Below are 16,058 nucleotides of genomic sequence, written 5' to 3'. Positions count from 1 at the left end.
TGGTCCTTGGCAATGAGCCGGCCTGCATGCTAGCTCGAAACGATGGAAACCTGGGTCCTCATCACCATCGCCGCGGCCTTCCTTCAGAATGTCCGCTCCGCAATGCAGAAACACTTGAAAGGCGTCATGGGCACGACGGGTGCGACCTTCGTGCGCTTCGGCTTCGGCCTGCCGTTCGCCTTCCTCTATCTCCTTGTGCTCTGGCAGGTGGTGGGCCGTCCGCTGCCGGTGCCGAATGGCACATTCTTCCTCTGGGCGGTGATCGGGGGGCTTGCGCAGATTGCCGCGACCTTCCTGCTCGTCCATCTCTTCTCCTTCCGCAACTTCGCCGTCGGCACCGCCTATTCGCGCACCGAGCCGGCGCAGGCGGCTCTCTTCGGTCTGATCTTCCTCGGTGAAAAGGCGAGCGAGGGTACGCTGGTGGCGATCGCCATTTCGGTCGTCGGCGTGATGCTGATCTCGGTGGCGCGCACGACCCTGAGCGCGCGCACGCTGGTGACCTCGGTATTCTCGCGCACGGCCGGCATCGGCTTGCTGTCCGGCACCTTCTTCGGTCTTTCGGCCGTCGCCTACCGTTCGGCGTCGCTCGCACTGGCGCCGAGCCTGCCGGCACCCGACTACATGATGCAGGCAAGCTTCACGCTTGGCTTCGTCATCCTCCTGCAGACCGTCGTCATGCTGATCTGGATCGTGCTGCGCGAGCGCGACGAGCTGCCGCGCATCGCGGCAGCCTGGAAGCCGGCCTTTGTTGTCGGCTTCGTCGGCGCGTCTGCCTCCTTCGGCTGGTTCATGGCGATGACCCTGCAGCAGGCGGCCGTCGTCAAGGTCGTGGCCCAGGTGGAAATGCTCTTCACCTTCGCCTCGTCCTTCTTCATCTTCCGGGAATGGATCAACCGGCTGGAGCTCCTGGGCTGCCTCCTGATCGTGCTTGGCGTCGTGATGCTCGTGCTCATCTGAAGACGGGCGCTGATCTCACAAAATAGACGCCCGAAAACCGGCGTCGCCCGACCCCGCGGCGTGCTAGAACGGCAGCATGTTGTTCGATCTCCCCTCCGATGACACGCTCTACGATGCACTGATTGCGCGCAGCAGCGACTACGAAGCTTCCGCCTTCGTCTGCGTCAAGACAACAGGCGTCTTCTGCCGCCTGTCCTGCCCCGCCCGCAAGCCGAAGCGGGAGAATACGATCTTCGTCGGCTCGATCGGAACCTGCCTTGAGACAGGCTTCCGCCCCTGCCAGCGGTGCCGGCCGCTTGCCACCTTCGGCGCCAAGGACCCGCTCGTCCAGGAGCTTCTGCAGGCGCTGGAAGCGGCGCCCGAACGGCGCTGGAGCGAGGACGATCTCGTTCGCCGCGGGCTCGATCCGTCGACCGTCCGGCGCGCCTTCAAGCGGGCACTCGGCATTACCTTCCTCGATCTCGCGCGGCATCGCCGCCTGGGGCTCGCCGCCCGCCAGCTCGCGGACGGCGGGCGGGTGATCGATGCGCAGCTCGAGGCCGGCTATCAATCGCCGAGCGGCTTTCGCGCCGCCTTCCAGCGCCTGCTCGGCGATGCGCCAGCGGCAGCCCAGGGGAGGGCGCTGCTCTCGTCCGACTGGATCGAAACGCCGATCGGGCCGATGGTCGCGGTTGCCGATGCGACGCATCTCCATTTACTGGAGTTCCACGAACGCAAGGCGCTGCCGACGGAACTGGAGGCGCTGAAGCGCGCGACGCGCTCGGCCATCGTTCCCGGCCGGACGACGCCGATCGACCAGATCGAAGGCGAGTTGAAGAGCTATTTCGCCGGCGAGGCGAGCGGATTTCAAACCCCGCTTGCGCCTGGGGGGACGCCCTTCGAGCGCAACGTCTGGGCGAAGCTCGTGAAGATTCCCGCCGGCGGAACGCGTTCCTATGGTGACATTGCCCGCGAGGTCGCTACCATCCAGTCCGCTCGTGCGGTCGCCAAGGCCAACGGTTCCAACCGGATCGCCATCGTCATTCCGTGCCACCGTTGCCTCGGTGCGGATGGTTCGTTGACCGGCTACGGCGGCGGGCTCTGGCGCAAGCAATGGCTGCTTCGGCACGAGGCGAAGATGAAACCAGTCAGCCTATTGGTGGAGGAAACGCAATGAACCAGAAGGAAAAGGCGCTCGCCTTTGCCGCCCTGCATAAAAAGGGCGACCCGGTCGTGCTCTACAATATCTGGGACGCCGGCAGCGCCAAGGCGGTGGCCGAAGCCGGGGCCAAGGCGCTTGCGACCGGAAGCTGGTCGGTGGCCGCCGCCCACGGCTTTGGCGACGGCGAGAAGGTGCCGCTGGCATGGCTTGCCGATATCGCGCGCCTGATCGTGGCTTCGACCGACCTGCCCGTCAGCATCGATTTCGAGGGCGCCTATTCCGACGACCCGGCGACCGGTGCCGCCAATGTCTCGCGCATCCTTGACGTCGGCGCCATCGGCATCAATTTCGAGGACCAGATCGTTGGCAAGGGCGGCGTGCACCCGGTCGAAAAGCAGGCGACGCGCATCCGCGCCATCCGCGAGATGGCCGACCGGCGCGGCATCCCCCTGTTCATCAACGCCCGCACCGATCTCTTCCTGCAGGAGGGTGACGAGAGCCGGCATGCCGGCTTCGTCGACGAGGCGATTGCCCGCGGCAAGGCCTATGCCGAAGCCGGCGCCAGCGGCTTCTTCGTGCCGTGGCTGGTGGACGAGGCGCTGATCGCCAAGGTCTGTGCTGCCTCTAGCCTGCCCGTCAACATCATGATGCGACCGACCGCACCCGACCTGAAGGCGCTCGCCCGCGCCGGCGTCTCGCGCGTCAGCTATGGCCCGGGGCCGTATCGCGTGATGATGGAGAAGCTGAAGGCGGCGGCGACCGAGGTCTATCAGGGCTGATCGGATCTCGCTGTTCAAAACAAAAGCGGGAGAGGGCCGATGCCTTCTCCCGCTTTTTTGTTTGAAGCGATGGTTGCTGAAGCCGATCAGGGCACGATCAGCGTGCCGGCGCCGCGCTCGGTGAAGATTTCGAGCAGCACCGAATGGGCGGTCTTGCCATTGAGGATGACGACGCCCTGGACGCCCGCCTTGATCGCGTCGATGCAGGTCTCGACCTTCGGGATCATGCCGCCGGAGATCGTGCCGTCGGCAATTAGTGCACGCGCCTGGGAAACCGAGAGTTCCTTGATCAGGTTGCCCTGCTTGTCGAGCACGCCCGGAACGTCCGTCAGGAACAGCAGGCGCGTGGCGTTGAGCGCGCCGGCAATCGCGCCGGCAAAGGTATCGGCGTTGATGTTGTAGGTGTGGCCGTCACGGCCCGGCGCCACCGGCGCGATCACCGGGATCATTTCCGAGCGGGCAAGCAGGTCGATCAGCGTGCGGTCGACTTCGACCACTTCGCCGACGAAGCCGAGATCGAGCACGCGCTCGATGTTGCTGTCCGGATCCTTGATGGTCTTGCGCGCCTTTTCGGCGAAGACCATGTTGCCGTCCTTGCCACAAAGGCCGATCGCCCATTCGCCTGTTTGGTTGATGAGTGCGACGATCTCCTTGTTGATCGAGCCGGCCAGCACCATCTCGACGATCTCGACGGTCTTTTCGTCGGTGACGCGCAAGCCGCCTTCGAACTTCGATTCGATGCCCATCTTCGTCAGCATCGCGCCGATCTGCGGGCCGCCGCCATGCACGACGATCGGGTTGACGCCCGACTGTTTCAGAAGCGCGATGTCGCTGGCAAAAGCGCGGCCGAGCTCGCTGTTGCCCATGGCGTGGCCGCCATATTTGACGACGATCGTCTTGTTTTCGTAGCGCTGCATGTAGGGCAGGGCCTGGGTGAGCAGGCGTGCCTGGATTTCACTTTCATTGGCGGACATGGCGGACCCTCGAAAAATACCGGCTGCTGTTTAGCGCAAGTTCCGGACCGAGGGAATGATCGGCGAACAAGATAAAGCCGGAATGACGGAACGGCTGGCACATTGTGATCAGCGCCCTATCTCCGTTCGTGAACGAGGCTTTGGGGCGCGCACTGGATGATGGACGAGGACATAGCCGGGCTGCTCGGCCGCATTTCGCTCGGCGACCGCGATGCCTTTTCCGAACTCTATCGCCAGACCAGCCCGAAACTCTTCGGCATCTGCTTGCGTATCCTTGCAAACAGGAGCGAAGCGGAAGAAGCCCTGCAGGAAATCTACGTCAAGATCTGGCAGCGCGCCGGGCGTTTCGCGCAAGGACAGGCGTCGGCGGCGTCCTGGCTGGCGGCGATCGCGCGCAATCAGGCGATCGATCTCATCCGGGCGCGCAAACCAGCCGCCAACGTGATTGACGAAGCCTACGATTTGGCTGATCCTGCTGCCGATCCGGAAAAATCGGCAGTGGTGAAAGCGGAGGGCAGGCGGATCGACGCCTGCATGGAGGAGCTTGAAAAAGACCGCGCGGAAGCGGTGCGGCGCGCCTATGTCGAGGGCCTGAGCTACCAGGAACTGGCTGACGTCTTCGCGGTGCCGCTGAACACGATGCGGACTTGGTTGAGGCGCAGTCTCCTGAAGTTGCGAGAGTGTATGGAGCGATGACTACACCAACCCCAGAGGGCCGGGACTTTCGCCGCGACGAGGTGATTGCGGGCGAGTACGTGCTCGGCGTGTTGTCTGCCGACGATCGCCGCAAGGTCGAAGCCCGGCTTGCCTCCGATCGCAACTTCGCCGCCATGGTCGACCGCTGGCAGAGCAACCTATCCTCCTTCGACGAAGCCTACGATCCGGTGGTGCCTCCACCCAGGACCTTCGCCGCGATCGAGCGGCAACTGTTCGATACGTTTCGGCCGGAGCCTGCGCGGTCCCGCGGGCTGTGGCATTCGCTGGCGCTCTGGCGTGGGTTGGCGCTGGCCTCGCTCGCCGCGCTGATGGTGATGGCCGCCTCCATGGCCGGCCTGTTCGAGACGCCGTCGACCGGTGCTTCGCTCGTTGCAGAGCTTACGGGCAAAGGGGCCGCCATCGATCTCGTCGCCCGCTTCGACCGGGCATCGGGCCGCCTGCAGGTAACGCCGGTGGCCGCCAGCCAGGCGGAACAGAAATCGCTCGAACTCTGGCTGATCAACGGCAGCAATCCGGCGATTTCGCTCGGTGTTTTGCCGCAGACCGGGGAAGGCGAAATCGCCGTGCCGTCGACGTTCCGCTCGAGGATCTCCGCCGGTTCGGTTCTTGCCGTCAGCGTCGAGCCGCTCGGCGGCTCGCCAACCGGCGTGGCCACTGGACCGATCATCGCGCTCGGCAAGGCGCGAAACCTCTGATCACATCAGCCTATTAAATATCGTTATTTATCAGTCGGCTAACTTTCCCCGCGAATTCCTGAAACTCTTTCTGTCGTCCTTCCGTTGCTTGTCCTGTTCCCCGCAGGGAACGGCAGCTTCGGCGGGCGGCGCTATGCCGCCTCCCTCAACAGGAAGGAAGAGAAGATGTTCACGTCTGCCATCCGCTTGGTCGCAACAGCGTCCGTCCTCGCAGCAAGTGCATTCGTCGCCCACGCCGAAAATCCGATGGTCGGCGGCGCGCCGATGTATGCGGAGAAAAACATTGTCGAAAACGCGGTCAATTCCAAGGATCACACGACGCTGGTCGCCGCCGTCAAGGCCGCCGGCCTGGTGAAGACGCTGGAGGGCAAGGGGCCATTCACGGTGTTTGCGCCGACGAATGCCGCCTTTGGCGCACTGCCGGCCGGTACTGTCGACACGTTGCTGAAGCCGGAAAACAAGGACAAGCTCGCCAAGGTCCTGACCTGCCATGTGGTTGCCGCCGACGCGATGTCGGCGACGATTGCCGAGATGATCAAGAAGGACGGCGGCGAGCATGACGTCAAGACGGTCGGGGGCTGTGTGCTGAAAGCCAGGGAAGATGGCGGCAAGCTGATGCTGACCGACGAAACCGGCGGTACCGCGACGGTAACGATCGCCGACGTCAAGCAGTCGAACGGCGTCATCCACGTGATCGACAAGGTTCTCCTGCCGAAAAGCTGACCCTCTGTAGCGCCGGGCCGCTGCCAGCGGCCTGGCGCATCTATCGCACGGGATGGCTTTTCGCCGCGTCACGACGCTTTGAACGGCATTGTTTTGCAGTGCCTCCGTCCGGGCGATATCGTCGATCTCGACATCCGACAAATCGACAACTTACAGCGCACCGCACGAATGACCGTGATGTGCTTTAGGCCCGGTAGGAGGTTATCATGATCAGTCGGCGCGTCTTCCTGATGGCAGGCACGGCATTGGCCGCAGCATTCGCGTTTCGCGGCCTCACGCCGCTGGCATGGGCTGCGGGAACGGTGACCTTCGAAGTCGTCAAATCCGATGCCGAATGGCGGGCGACCCTCACCGACGACCAGTACCGGATCCTGCGGCACGAGGATACGGAGCGCCCCTTTACCAGCGCGCTCAACCACGAAAAGCGCAAGGGCACCTTCCAATGCGCCGGCTGCGCGCTGCCGCTCTATTCGTCCGAGGCGAAATATGACAGCGGCACGGGCTGGCCAAGCTTCTGGCAATCGCTCCCCAATGCCGTGGCGACACGGGAAGACAATTCGCTGCTCATGACCCGGACGGAATGCCATTGCCGCCGTTGCGGCGGACACCTCGGTCACGTCTTCGACGACGGCCCGCCACCGACCGGCAAGCGCCATTGCATCAATGGCTTGGCGCTTGCCTTCGCGATGTCTCGATAAGCCAGCCGGACGACTAGGCGCCGGCAGGCGGCGTAGCCGGTGCTGCGCCGGAGAGGGCTTCCTGCAGCTTCTGCTCCTGTTCTGGCGAAAGCGACGTCTTCAGCACGCGGCCGCGCAGGTCGGGGAATTCGGCGAGAACCTTTTCCGGCTGAACCTTGCGCACCAGGATGAACAGAGCGGAGGAATTGTTCGGGATGGTGTTGCCGAGCGACTTGATGAATTCGTCGTCGATGCCGTAGTCGCTGAGCGACCCCGAAAGAGCGCCGGCACCCGCGCCAAGCGCGCCGCCGATTGCAAAGCCCGCCAGCGGATTGAGGAACAGAAGGCCGACCAGGCCGCCCCAGAGCGAGCCGGAGAGCAGGCCCGAGGTGGCGCCGACGGCCGTCAGGTTGAGGCTCTGCTTCAGGTGGACCTTGCCTTCGGTGTCGCGCACGACGACCACCGCATCCTCGAGGTCGATCAGATATTCCTTCTTCAGCCCGGCGAGCCGGACCAGAACCCTGTCAGCCTCCTCGGGGGAATCGAACCCGACAACGATCAAATCGGACATGTCTCACTCCTATCTCTGGCCGCGCCACCGTTCTGGGCGCAACGCAGAGATAGAGCGGATTGCATGTCGGGGTAGTGACAGAGATCAAAGACAGAGGATTGGCAGAGGTTGTCGAGGCCTCACCGCCCCGGGTTTGTCCCGCGGGTTCCGCTAGTGGGCAATCGCCGTGGCGATCGCGGCCCGCAGTTCCTCGAGACCTTCCCCCTTTTCCGAAGAGGTCGAAAGGACCTCCGGATAGGCCGCCGGATGCTTCTTGATCTTTTCGAGCGTCTCGGCGACCAGCCGCGGTACGCCGGCGGCCTTGATCTTGTCGGTCTTGGTCAACACGAGCTGATAGGAGACCGCTGCCTTGTCGAGCAGGTCGAGCACCTCGTCGTCGTTCTTCTTGATGCCGTGACGGCTGTCGATCAGCACATAGACGCGCTTCAGCGTCGAGCGGCCGCGCAGATAGTCGAAGACGAGCTTCGTCCAGGCATCGACCTGGTCCTTCGGCGCCTGGGCATAGCCGTAGCCGGGCATGTCGACGAGCGCCATAGGCGGCAGGTCGTCGGCCTCGCCGGAAAAACCATCCGGCACGAAGTAGTTGAGTTCCTGCGTGCGGCCAGGGGTATTGGAGGTTCTCGCCAGGCCCTTGTGGCCGACCAGCGCGTTGATCAACGACGATTTGCCGACGTTCGAGCGACCGGCAAAGGCAATCTCGGCCGGTCCTTCGGGTGGCAGGAATTTCATGGCGGGAACGCCGCGAATGAAAATCCACGGCCGGCCGAACAACGGCTTGTCGTCTTTGGGTCTGGTATCGGCCATCGGCGGTCGGTCCTTCATCGAGAAAGTCCTTGGCTTCAAGGTTTTGGCCGTGGATGTCAAGGCGTCGGCGTGCGGACTGGCCGTGTGGGGATGGTTTGCGTCCGCCGGAATTCGTTGAGCAAGTAGGCAAGCAACGCCAGAAGAATGAAGGTGCCGCCGACGATCGTCCGGCTGCTCGGCACTTCGCCGTGGATGATCGCGACCCAGAGCGGCCCGAGCACGGTTTCCGCCGTCCCGAGCAGTGCGGCCAGCGCCGAGGGCACCAGCCGGGCGCCGGTGACGAAGAGCGCCATGCCAAGCCCGAGGTTGAAGGCGCCGAAGACGAAGAGCAGCGCGAGTTCGCCTCCGGTCACCGCCAGGCCCGATGATTGGCTGGCGGCAATGCCGCTTGCGGCAAAGCAGCCGAAGCAGGTGGCGGGCGTCATGCGCACATGCGGGTAGCGGCGGGTAATGACGGTTGCCAGTGCGAAGACGACGGGGATCAAGAGCGCCAGCGCGTCGCCGACCGGTGACATTGTTCCCGTCAGGCTTTCCGACACCATGATCCCGACGCCGAAGATGACGGCGGTGATCGCGCCCCACGTGAAGCGGGAGACCCGTTCGCGAAACAATACCCAGCTCATCAGCGCTGCAAACAGCGGCACACCGGCGCCGAGCAGAACGACATTGGCGATCGTCGTGTAGGAGATCGCAATGATGAAGGACGTCGAGGCGATGGTGAAACAGAGCCCGACGGCGATGCCCGGCCAGCCCATGCCCTTGAACAGCGCCACCGTGCCGCGCGGTCCGTCGCGCACCAGCATGAAGGCGAGCAGGAACAGGCCGGCGAACAGGCAGCGCCAGAAGACGATCGTCCAGCTGTCGGAAATGTGCAGGAAGCGCGCAATGGCCCCGCCGAAGCTCCAGAAGAAGGCCGAGCCGAAGACGAGCAGGGCGCCAAGCTTCTCGTTGGCGGCAAACGGGGCGGAAGTGGCCGACGGGTCGGTCATGGCAAGTTGTCCTGGAGCAGGGGGACGCTGATTTCAATAACGCCAGATGCCCGGACCGCACGCCCGCGTCAACGCCATCCGCGTGTCGCGCCGCGGCGTGGAAACAAAAAAGCCCCGGACCGAAGTCCGGGGCTCTGCGATTGTGGTGTCGGCCGGCGTCATTCCGCCGGTTTGGGTTTCTTCGAGAACAGGCCCTTCAGATTGTCGAAGAGCTCGATCTTCACGCCCTGGCGCTTCATGATGATCGACTGCTGCAGCACCGAAAGCGTGTTGTTCCAGGCCCAGTAGATCACCAGACCGGCCGGGAAGGAGGCCAGCATGAAGGTGAAGACCACGGGCATCCAGGTGAACAGCATCGCCTGGGTCGGATCCGGCGGCGTCGGGTTCATGCGCATCTGCACGAACATGGTGACGCCCATGATGATCGGCCAGACGCCGAGGTGCAGGAAGGCCGGACCGTCGAACGGCAGGAGGCCGAAGAGGTTGACGATCGTCGTCGGATCGGGCGCCGAAAGGTCGTGGATCCAGCCGAAGAACGGCGCGTGGCGCATCTCGATGGTGATGTAGATCACCTTGTAGAGCGCGAAGAACACCGGGATCTGGATCAGGATCGGCCAGCAGCCGGCCAGCGGGTTGATCTTCTCGTCCTTGTAGAGCTGCATCATCGCCTGCTGCAGCCCCATGCGGTCGTCGCCGAACTTCTTCTTCAGTTCCTCCATCTTCGGCTGAACCTTCTTCATGTTCGCCATCGATGCGTACTGCTTGTTGGCAAGCGGGAAGAACAGACCCTTGACGACGATCGTGGTGATCAGGATCGCGATGCCGAAGTTGCCGAACAGACGGAAGAAGAAATCCATCATTTTGAACATCGGCTTGGTGATGAAGTAGAACCAGCCCCAGTCGATCAGCTTGTCGAAGTTGGGGATCGAGTAGGCCACTTCATAGTTGTCGACGACAGGAACTTCCTTGGCGCCGGCAAAGACGAGGTTCTTGATTTCCGAGGACTGACCGGGCGCGACCGTGATCGCGTCGCTCTTGTAGTCGCTCTGGTAGCGGGCGCGACCGTCGGTAAAGTGCGTGAAGCGCGTGTCGTAGGGGGTTGCCTGCGGCGGAACGATGGCCGCTGCCCAGTACTTGTCGGTGATGCCGAGCCAGCCACCGGTAGCCTTGCCCGGCTCGACCGACTTTTCGTCTTCGATCTTGCCGTACTTCAGTTCCTGCAGGCCGTGCTCGCCAAGCACGCCGATGAAGCCTTCATGCAGCACGTAGACGCTCGGCGTCGTCGGCTTGTTGAAGCGGGTCACGCGGCCGTAGGAGGAAAGGCTGAGGGGCTCGGCTGCGCCGTTCTTGATGCTGTCGACCACCTGGAACATGTAATGTTCGTCAACCGAGATGGTGCGGTTGAACGTGACGCCCTTTTCGTTGGTGAAGGTCAGTGTCACCGGGGTTGCCGAGGTCAGTTTGTCGCCGCCCGAAAGCGTCCAGACGGTCTGCGGGCCGGGCACGGTGCCGGTCGCGTCGCTGCCGACATAGCCGATTTCGGCAAAGTAGCCGTCAGCGGTTTCAGCCGGGCTGAAAAGGGTGATGACCGGGCTCTTCGGATCGACCGTCTCGCGGTACTCCTTGAGCTTCAGGTCGTCGAAGCGGGCGCCGGTCAGGTTGATGGAGCCGGAAAGCGCCGGCGTGTCGATCGCAACGCGAGCCGACTTGGCAATCGCCTGGTCGCGGTTTTCACCGGCACCCGGGATTGCGCCGCCGCCCGGCAGGGCCTGGCCTGGCGTCTGCTGTGTCGGTGTTGCCGGCTGCGACTGTGCCTGCTGGGCCTGCAGCGCTTCCGCAGCGATGCGTTCCTTTTCAATCTTCGGATTGACGTAAAGGAACTGCCAGGCAATGAGGATCAGCACGGACAGGCCAATCGCCACGAAATAGTTGCGGTTTTTTTCCATCATAGTTTCCTGGAACCGGCCGGCGGCCGCTTCTGTTTCGGCTTGTTTTCGATGCGCTCGTGAAGGCCCCGGGTCAAGGCGTCGAAGGGAGCATTCAGGAGTTCGCGTCGGGCGACAATCACATAGTCGTGTCCGGGTTTCATTGCAAACCCGGCGGAAAGCCGCACCGCCTCTTTCAGGCGTCGGCGCATCCGGTTTCGCTCGACGGCATTGCCGTGTTTCTTGGTCACGGTGAAGCCGACGCGGGCTTCGCCTTCCGGATCGTTGCGGTCGAGCACTTCGAGGAGAAACAGGGGGCCTCTGCGGCCTTCTCCAGCCCGAACGGCCAAAAACTGCGGACGGCTTTTCAGCCGCCCGACAGTCGTTTTGTCTTTATCTGACGTCATGTGCCCGGACACTGGTTTCGGGCAGTTTCGGCTTAAGCCGAAAGACGCTTGCGGCCACGAGCCCGGCGGGCTGCGAGGACCTTCTGGCCACCCTTGGTAGCCATACGCGAACGGAAGCCGTGGCGACGCTTGCGGACAAGCTTGGACGGTTGGTAAGTACGCTTCATTTATTTAATACCGCGGTGTGCGGCCCTTCTTGGGTTTGCGTGTAGCAAGGAGCGTTTACGTTATCGGACATGGCTCCGCCATTTCGGGCAGGAGGGCTTGACCGGACGTGGGCGGCTTATAAGGGGAATTTTCCCGGAAAGTCAATTGCGGGCGGCGATTCAGTGGCGACAGCGCCGCAAAAAGCGCCGGTGCACCCGCCAATGGCGATCCGTCGGACCGCGAAAAGGAAGGTCAACTAGCCGAGATTGGTAAAGGGAGCCCTAACTGGATCTCCCCAGAATGCCGGTCGAGGCCGACGAGCTTTATTAACCACGCCTATTTTAGGGTCTTCCCGGTGCATATGGGGCGGCGGCATGTCCGATAATCGGACGCTCTCGTCACTCCGTGGAGGTCGGGATGAAAATACGCGGAAAGATCAATCTAATCGTCGGCATCATGAGCATGCTGGCGATCGCTGTGACCGGCATGTCGCTGGTGGCGGTCAACAAATACAACGAAAAATTCCATCAGTACGAGAACGTTGCGGAGCGCGCCTTCAATGCCGAGCGCCTCAACCGCCTGGTGACCGCGGTGGTGATGGAATCGCGTGGCATTTATGCCGCCCCGACCCTTGAGAAGGCAAAGCCCTTCGCCGAAGGCATTCGCAAGAATCTCGACAAGATCGATACGCTGCTCGCCGAGTGGCGCCTGCTGATCCCGGCTGAAACCATGGCCTCCTTCGACACGCTGGTCGCGCGCGCCGCGGAGTTCAAGGCTTTCCGCGTCGAGACCGCCCGTCTTGGCGAGGAAGTTTCGCCGCAGGCTGCCAACGAGCAGGGCAATACTGACGCCAATCGCGCCAACCGCAAGGCGTTCCAGGAGCAGATCGACGGCGTCGTCGACATCAACCTGAAGACGCTTGAAGTCGTGACGGCTGACGTTGCTGTCTTCGAGCGCGGCGTGATCATCACGATTCTTGCTATCGCTGGCCTTGGCCTCATCGCCGGCATAGGCGCGGCATTCTATATCGCCACCAACCATCTGAGCCGTCCGATCCTCGAGTTGACCGGCAAGATGAAGCAACTGGCTGGCGGCGATCTCACCGCAGACGTGCCCTTCGTGGGCCGCACGGACGAGATAGGCGAAATGGCCGAAGCCGTGCAGGTCTTCAAGCAGAACGGCCTGGCCGTGCGCGACCTCAATGCGCAGGAAGCGGTGTTGCGTGAAAAGAGCGCCGACCTGCAGTCGAGCATCGGTGTCGTCGTTGCGGCCGCCGCCGCCGGCGATTTCACCAAGCGCATCGGCAAGGACTACGAGAACGACGACCTCAACCGCTTTGCTGGCAGCGTCAACGAGCTGGTCGGCAGCGTCGATGCCGGTATCGCCGAAACCCGCCGGGTGATCGCGAGCCTTGCGGCCGGGGACCTGACCCAGAGCATGAACGGCCACTACCAGGGCGCCTTCGCCGAGCTGCAGAAGAACGTCAACGAGACGCTCTCCACGCTGCAAAAGACGCTGCGCGAGGTCCGTGTGACGACCGACTCGATCAACGGCAATTCGTCCGAGCTGCGTTCGGCCGCCGACGATCTGTCGAAGCGGACGGAACAGCAGGCCGCCGCCCTTGAGGAAACGTCTGCCGCGCTCGATCAGATCACGGTCGCCGTCAAGAGCTCCACCGAGCGGGCGCAGGAAGCGACCGTCATGGTCAACGAGGCCAAGCACAGCGCCGCGCAGTCGGCAGCCGTCGTGCGCAACGCCGTCGACGCCATGGGCCGGATCGAGCAGGCCTCGAGCGAAATCGGCCAGATCACCAACGTGATCGACGAAATCGCTTTCCAGACCAACCTCCTGGCGCTGAACGCCGGGGTCGAGGCGGCCCGAGCAGGTGACGCGGGCAAGGGCTTCGCCGTCGTCGCGCAGGAAGTGCGCGAGCTCGCCCAGCGCGCCGCAAGTGCTGCCAAGGACATCAAGTCGCTGATCTCCAAGTCCGGCAGCGAAGTAGCAACCGGTGTCCGCCTGGTGCAGGAGACCGGTTCGGCGCTTGGCGAGATCGAGGAACGGGTCCTGAAAATCAACGACCACATCCACTCGATCGCGACCGCCGCACGCGAACAGTCGACAGGCCTCAGCGAAGTCAGCACCGCCGTCAACCAGATGGACCAGGTGACCCAGCAGAACGCTGCCATGGTGGAAGAGGCGAATGCCGCAACCCACAAGCTCTCCGGCGAAGCCAACAATCTCGCCAGCCTGATCGCCTACTTCAAGGTCGACCATGTTGCCGCGCGGCCGATCGCCGTGGCCCGCGAGACGGCCCAGCCGGTCGCATCGCCGGCGCGGCGCATGATGGGCAACGTCGCCCGCGCCTTTGGCGGCGGCGGCGCCGCTGCGGCGGCCGCCAAGGACGATTGGGAAGAGTTCTGATCGGCGGCTTGCCTCGCCAGGTGATTGGAGCCCGCGGTGCCACAAGGCGCCGCGGGCTTTCTGCTTTTGAAGCCATCAAGACTTGCCCCTGATCATGGGCAGGGCTGTCGTCGTCGTCCGCAACGGCGCCACGCGAACTGTTCCCTGGGTGACTTACATCGATGCCAATTCTGTGCAGGTAGGTCGAGCCGAGGCGGCGGTGTGCCGAGATTTGCTTCGGCGATGCAAGGGGAGGAAGATGAACGGGATGCGATCCTTGGTCATGATCGACGGCAGGAGACGGAGAGATGGCCGCGCCTATGCCGCACCCTCTAAAGTCCGTCTGCGATTGGAAAAACGGCGGCCATCTCCTATTATGCGCTTCAGGCGCGATGCCCCATGGCCCGGATGTTCATACGGGGTCCCAGGCGTTTTGGTTGACGGGCAGGAAAGTTTTTAAGGCATGACGGAAGAAACACGTCCGGCGAAGGCAGGCGAGGCATTGAGAACCAGTGCCGGGTTTTTCCGCGGTCTATCTGGCAAGCTGCTGCTGTTGACCATCGTTTTCGTCATGCTGGCCGAAGTGCTTATTTTCGCTCCGTCCGTTGCCACCATGCGTATCCGCTGGCTCGAGGATCGGCTGAATACGGCAGCGGCCGCAGCCGTCGTCGTCGACGGCCTGCAGAATGTCGAGCTGCCGCGCAGCGTGCAGAAGGACACGCTGATGGCGACCGGCACCAAGGCGATCGTCATCCGGCGCAAGGATGCCTCGCGCATGATCGCGCTGACCGACATGCCGCTTGAGATCCAGGGTGAATACGACGTCGCCAATTCCACCGCCGTTGCGGCCATCCGCGATGCCTTCGACACGCTGCTTTTCGGCGGCGACCGCGTGATCCGCGTCTATGGTCCGCTTGGCGAAAGCGATGCGACGATCGAGCTCCTGATGAAGGATGCGAGCCTGCGCAAGGCGATGCTCGTCTACTCGCGCAATGTCTTTGTCCTGTCGCTTATCATTTCGCTGATCACCGCGGCGCTGATCTTTCTTGCCATCAACCGCATGCTGATCGCGCCGATCCGGCGGATGACGGCGAACATGCAGGACTTTTCCAACGACCCGGCCGATCCCGCCCGCGTACTCGTGCCGCCGCAGGGCCACGACGAACTCGCCGTCGCCGGCCAGCATCTCGCCAGCATGCAGCGCGAACTGCAAAAGACGCTGAAGCAGCAGAAGAGCCTGGCCGAACTCGGGCTCGCGGTGTCGAAGATCAACCACGACATGCGCAACATCCTGTCCTCGGCGCAACTGATTTCCGACCGGCTGGCCGATGTGGACGATCCTGTCGTCAAGCGCTTCGCGCCGACCCTGTTGCGCACCATCGACCGCGCCGTCGGCTACACCCGCGAAGTTCTGTCCTACGGTCGCACCACCGAGGCCGAGCCGCATCGGCGCTTCGTCGCGCTGAAGCCGCTGGTCTCCGATGTCGCCGAACTGCTGGCGATCGATCCGCAATCCGGCATCGATTTCCAGATCCAGATGCAAGACGACCTCGAAGTCGACGCCGACAGCGAGCAGCTCTTCCGGGTGGTGCACAATATCTGCCGGAACGCTGTGCAGGCGCTGACCAATCACGAACCCGAGGACGGGCGCCCACGCGCCGTTGTCGTCTCCGCCATGCGCATCGGCAGTGTCGTCACCATTTCCGTGGACGACACTGGCCCCGGCATGCCGCCCAAGGCGCGGGAGAACCTGTTTGCTGCTTTCCGCGGCTCGGCGCGCTCAGGCGGCACCGGACTTGGGCTGGCGATCGCGCGCGAGCTTGTGCTTGCCCATGGCGGCACCATCGCCCTCGTCGAGAAGCCGACGCCCGGCACGCTGTTTCGCATCGAACTGCCCGACCGCCCGGTGCCGCTCGACGCCTTCCGTTCGAAGTTCCGCCACTAGAGCCGCACATTCACCCTCCTGGGTGTCAGCCGTGGCCCCTGATGATTCCGTGTTTGGGCAGGATCTGCCCGGCCACGGCGCGCGGCTCGCCCGGCGTACGGGCGGCGCAGGGGCACCCCTCAATTATTTTCTGCAGTCGGGTCCTGCGGCGGCATCCCTTGCTTTCCAGCGGGTTCAGCGCCGGCGCGGCCGCCTCCGTCCACAGCA

At 63.4% G+C, this 16,058-nt stretch carries 16 protein-coding genes; 9 read left to right on the top strand and 7 right to left on the bottom strand.

Annotated elements, in window-relative coordinates; translation table 11 throughout:
- Positions 1-42: 42 nt before the first annotated feature.
- The 3 genes from IB267_RS13130 to IB267_RS13120 all read left to right on the top strand — a co-directional run bounded on the left by IB267_RS13130 (position 43) and on the right by IB267_RS13120 (position 2,877).
- Positions 43-957 (top strand): DMT family transporter, encoded by a 915-nt coding sequence (locus tag IB267_RS13130; RefSeq protein WP_192447989.1) that lies wholly within the window; start codon positions 43-45, stop codon positions 955-957.
- Between the two features lie 76 nt (positions 958-1,033).
- Complete coding sequence (locus tag IB267_RS13125; RefSeq protein WP_192447988.1) at positions 1,034-2,113, top strand: bifunctional transcriptional activator/DNA repair enzyme AdaA; 1,080 nt, start codon at positions 1,034-1,036, stop codon at positions 2,111-2,113.
- A complete protein-coding gene (locus IB267_RS13120) occupies positions 2,110-2,877 on the top strand; it encodes an isocitrate lyase/phosphoenolpyruvate mutase family protein (protein WP_192447987.1) in 768 nt (255 codons plus the stop codon). The genes IB267_RS13125 and IB267_RS13120 overlap by 4 nt, the downstream gene beginning before the upstream one ends.
- 86 nt (positions 2,878-2,963) lie before the next feature.
- On the opposite strand, the gene argB is transcribed toward IB267_RS13120, so the two are convergent.
- Positions 2,964-3,851, bottom strand: a complete 888-nt coding sequence (gene argB / locus IB267_RS13115; protein WP_065372260.1) for an acetylglutamate kinase — start codon at positions 3,849-3,851, stop codon at positions 2,964-2,966.
- 156 nt (positions 3,852-4,007) lie between these two features.
- Between argB and IB267_RS13110 the strand changes: the two genes are divergently transcribed.
- The 4 genes from IB267_RS13110 (at position 4,008) to msrB (ending at position 6,684) form a co-directional block, all read left to right on the top strand.
- The gene (locus tag IB267_RS13110) at positions 4,008-4,547 is read left to right on the top strand and encodes a sigma-70 family RNA polymerase sigma factor (RefSeq protein ID WP_192447986.1); all 540 of its coding nucleotides are present in this window, start codon (positions 4,008-4,010) and stop codon (positions 4,545-4,547) included.
- A complete protein-coding gene (locus IB267_RS13105; protein ID WP_192447985.1) occupies positions 4,544-5,263 on the top strand; it encodes an anti-sigma factor domain-containing protein in 720 nt (239 codons plus the stop codon). The genes IB267_RS13110 and IB267_RS13105 overlap by 4 nt, the downstream gene beginning before the upstream one ends.
- A 165-nt stretch (positions 5,264-5,428) precedes the next feature.
- A complete protein-coding gene (locus tag IB267_RS13100) occupies positions 5,429-5,986 on the top strand; it encodes a fasciclin domain-containing protein (RefSeq protein ID WP_192447984.1) in 558 nt (185 codons plus the stop codon).
- A 206-nt stretch (positions 5,987-6,192) separates the two neighbouring features.
- Positions 6,193-6,684 (top strand): peptide-methionine (R)-S-oxide reductase MsrB, encoded by a 492-nt coding sequence (msrB, locus tag IB267_RS13095; protein WP_192447983.1) that lies wholly within the window; start codon positions 6,193-6,195, stop codon positions 6,682-6,684.
- A 13-nt stretch (positions 6,685-6,697) separates the two neighbouring features.
- On the opposite strand, the gene IB267_RS13090 is transcribed toward msrB, so the two are convergent.
- From IB267_RS13090 to rpmH, 6 genes are all read right to left on the bottom strand, one after another.
- Positions 6,698-7,234, bottom strand: a complete 537-nt coding sequence (locus IB267_RS13090; protein WP_192447982.1) for a DUF1269 domain-containing protein — start codon at positions 7,232-7,234, stop codon at positions 6,698-6,700.
- A gap of 150 nt (positions 7,235-7,384) precedes the next feature.
- Entirely contained in the window at positions 7,385-8,038 is a 654-nt protein-coding gene (gene yihA / locus IB267_RS13085) for a ribosome biogenesis GTP-binding protein YihA/YsxC (protein ID WP_043616883.1), read from the bottom strand.
- A gap of 56 nt (positions 8,039-8,094) precedes the next feature.
- Positions 8,095-9,027: a DMT family transporter gene (locus IB267_RS13080; protein ID WP_060607210.1), complete on the bottom strand. Its 933-nt coding sequence runs from the start codon at positions 9,025-9,027 to the stop codon at positions 8,095-8,097.
- A gap of 158 nt (positions 9,028-9,185) precedes the next feature.
- On the bottom strand, positions 9,186-10,973 hold the full coding sequence (gene yidC, locus IB267_RS13075) for a membrane protein insertase YidC (protein WP_192448319.1): 1,788 nt from the start codon (positions 10,971-10,973) through the stop codon (positions 9,186-9,188).
- Entirely contained in the window at positions 10,973-11,371 is a 399-nt protein-coding gene (rnpA, locus tag IB267_RS13070; RefSeq protein WP_034797300.1) for a ribonuclease P protein component, read from the bottom strand. The genes yidC and rnpA overlap by 1 nt, the downstream gene beginning before the upstream one ends.
- Before the next feature lie 20 nt (positions 11,372-11,391).
- Positions 11,392-11,526 (bottom strand): 50S ribosomal protein L34, encoded by a 135-nt coding sequence (rpmH, locus tag IB267_RS13065; RefSeq protein WP_077962533.1) that lies wholly within the window; start codon positions 11,524-11,526, stop codon positions 11,392-11,394.
- A 397-nt stretch (positions 11,527-11,923) separates the two neighbouring features.
- On the opposite strand from rpmH, the gene IB267_RS13060 reads away from it, so the two are divergent.
- Both IB267_RS13060 and IB267_RS13055 read left to right on the top strand, forming a co-directional pair.
- Positions 11,924-13,927 carry a methyl-accepting chemotaxis protein gene (locus tag IB267_RS13060; protein ID WP_192447981.1) on the top strand — a complete coding sequence of 668 codons (2,004 nt, stop codon included), beginning with the start codon at positions 11,924-11,926 and terminating at the stop codon, positions 13,925-13,927.
- Between the two features lie 442 nt (positions 13,928-14,369).
- The gene (locus tag IB267_RS13055) at positions 14,370-15,851 is read left to right on the top strand and encodes a HAMP domain-containing sensor histidine kinase (protein ID WP_192447980.1); all 1,482 of its coding nucleotides are present in this window, start codon (positions 14,370-14,372) and stop codon (positions 15,849-15,851) included.
- The last annotated feature ends 207 nt before the right edge of the window (positions 15,852-16,058 follow it).

The organism is Ensifer sp. ENS09 (assembly GCF_014852425.1).
GTDB lineage: Bacteria > Pseudomonadota > Alphaproteobacteria > Rhizobiales > Rhizobiaceae > Ensifer.
Note: the sequence above shows the minus strand (reverse complement) of the source record. Positions and strands in the feature narration are given on the sequence as shown.